This is a genomic window from Streptomyces sp. NPDC051105 (assembly GCF_040682795.1).
GTDB lineage: Bacteria > Actinomycetota > Actinomycetes > Streptomycetales > Streptomycetaceae > Streptomyces.
The window spans coordinates 1-2,558 of the sequence record NZ_JBFBBR010000055.1 but is presented as its reverse complement, the minus strand read 5'-3'; the positions used below and the strand labels follow the sequence as shown (position 1 = coordinate 2,558).

2 protein-coding genes are annotated in these 2,558 nt (G+C 32.3%); one reads left to right on the top strand and one right to left on the bottom strand.

Translation table 11 applies throughout. The annotated features are described in order from the left end of the window. Nucleotides 1-91: 91 nt before the first annotated feature. Nucleotides 92-1,239 (top strand): IS3 family transposase gene (locus AB0N16_RS41585; RefSeq protein ID WP_095559415.1). Its coding sequence is split into 2 segments (ribosomal slippage): nt 92-344 and nt 344-1,239, totalling 1,149 coding nucleotides; the frame shifts between segments, so codons are not numbered across the junction. A 764-nt stretch (nt 1,240-2,003) separates the two neighbouring features. Here AB0N16_RS41585 and mscL read toward each other — a convergent pair. Further along, on the bottom strand, nt 2,004-2,450 hold the full coding sequence (gene mscL, locus AB0N16_RS41580) for a large-conductance mechanosensitive channel protein MscL (protein WP_351154113.1): 447 nt from the start codon (nt 2,448-2,450) through the stop codon (nt 2,004-2,006). Nucleotides 2,451-2,558: the final 108 nt, after the last annotated feature.

Genomic DNA, 2,558 nt, shown 5'->3' with positions numbered 1-2,558 from the left:
ACATACTCATAGGCACGTTCAGGAATGTCTGATATGGAAAGGTTATAATAAACTAGACACAAAGTTAAGAGAAATCGTGGAAAGGTTTATTATGGCAAGAAGAAAATTCGATAAACAATTTAAAAATTCTGCAGTAAAACTCATTCTTGAAGAGGGTTACTCTGTTAAAGAAGTCAGCCAAGAGCTTGAGGTTCATGCCAATAGTCTTTATCGCTGGGTTCAAGAAGTTGAAGAATATGGAGAAAGTGCTTTTCCAGGCAATGGGACAGCCCTAGCTAATGCCCAACATAAGATTAAATTGTTAGAGAAAGAAAATCGTTATCTTCAGGAGGAACTTGAACTTCTAAAAAAGTTCCGGGTCTTCTTGAAGCGAAGCAAGTAAAACGTTTTGAATTTCTCTTGAAACATCATGGGAAGATAAAAATTAAGCATGCAGTAAAAGTTCTTAAGGTTTCTCGCTCAGGTTTCTATGAATACATGCATCGTCGTCCTTCAAAACAACAAGTGGAGAGAGAAATTCTCTCAGAGAAGATAAAAGCTGTCTTTCATGAGCATAAGGGACGCTATGGTGCGGTTAGAATTACCAAGGTACTTCATAATACTGGTATTATGACCAACACGAAACGTGTTGGGAAACTGATGCACTTGATGGGACTTTATGCCAAGGGAAGCCGTTATAAATATAAACATTACAACAGAAAAGGAGCTTCGCTTTCAAGACCCAATTTAATTAATCAGATCTTTAAAGCAACAGCTCCTAATAAAGTATGGCTGGGAGACATGACCTATATCCCTACCAAAGAAGGCACCTTATACTTAGCCGTGAATATCGACGTTTTTTCACGTAAGATTGTAGGCTGGTCAATGTCTTCACGGATGCAAGATAAACTGGTGAGGGATTGCTTCTTACAAGCTTGTGGGAAAGAACATCCTCAGCCTGGCTTGATTGTCCATACTGATCAAGGGAGTCAATATACAAGCTCTCGTTATCAATCTACTCTTCGTCAAGTCGGTGCTCAATCTAGCATGAGTCGTAAAGGAAATCCATATGACAATGCAATGATGGAGTCTTTTTATAAGACGCTAAAGAGGGAGCTTATTAATGATGCTCATTTTGAGACAAGAGCTGAGGCTACTCAAGAAATATTTAAATACATTGAGACCTATTACAATACAAAAAGGATGCATTCAGGTCTTGATTACAAGTCTCCAAAAGACTTTGAAAAATATAATTCTTAAATTCTCTTAACTCCGTGTCTAGTTTTTCGTTGACTTTCCATTAAGCGAATGTTAATATAATTATGATAGACTATGCTTATTCCAGAAAAACTTTTCATAAATACTCATGAAAAACATCAACTATTGATGTTTTTCTTATTGACAAATAATATTGAAGTGGTAGAATGGGTACATTATAATAATAACCCCTAAAAATCATTGAATGGTTTTTAATCTACTTAGTAAAAAATCTCTTTCTAACTGAAGGAGTTTTTTTATTAAAAGTGAGCAAAAATTTACGAAAGTTTTTAAAGTGAAAATTTTATGTTTTTCACTTCAGAAATGGTATCTTTCCGAAAAACAAAAATTTTTCCGAAACTTATTATTTCTAGAGTGAAAATCATTAAACTCCCTTTTAAAACTTTTTTCTTTTTTATAATGAGAAATCTCTTTCAGTCAGAAGTAAATTTTACTATGGAGATTTTAAAATTAATGACTGAGATTTTTGATGGAAATATTTATTTAAAACTGAACTCAAAAATTATTTTCAAAAAATATTGTTCATTTTGTGTTTAAATATTTGATTGTAGTCCAATAAAATATAAATGAATCTTTATCAATATTTATAAAAAGGAGAAAATTAAAACAAAAAAACTGATCACAGCACATAATGATCAGTTTTTAGCGCCTGCGCTTAGATTAAGAAGAGCAGTTTTTGATTAGTACGGTAAAATAATACCATAGTTAACTGCCAAAATCAATTTATGATAATTTTCTAAGCTTTTTTACTTAGATTTTATTTTTAATAAGTCACGTATCTCAATCAGAGTGTCCAATTCTTTATTTTGATTTTCTTGCTTTTCTTTCTCTTTATGTGGAATTAATCTGTTAACAAACTTTATTATTATGAAAACAACAAATGCAGTAATAACAAAGTTAATGGTATCATTTAAAAAGGCTCCATAAGTGAATTTTGTTTTACCAATATAAAAGTAGAAGTTAGCCAAGGCTGTACTTTGAACAAACATTCCTATTAAGGGGTTAATGAGATTATTAACCAAAGAAGTTACTAATCCAGTAAATGCGGACCCAATAATTACCCCAACTGCTAAGTCTAATACATTTCCTCGTAGAATAAAATTTTTAAATTCTCTTAACATTATGATTTCCTCCGTACCCAAACTATTTTCTGATTTGTTTTTGTAGCTGTCTGATGTCCTTTTTGGTTTCATCTTGTACGCTATTGATCATCTTTTTTACATCATTAGCTTTTCGTCACCCACTACAGTTGACATAGACCCATAAAAAGCTTAAAAACCTTGCGATGTAAGATTGGCACG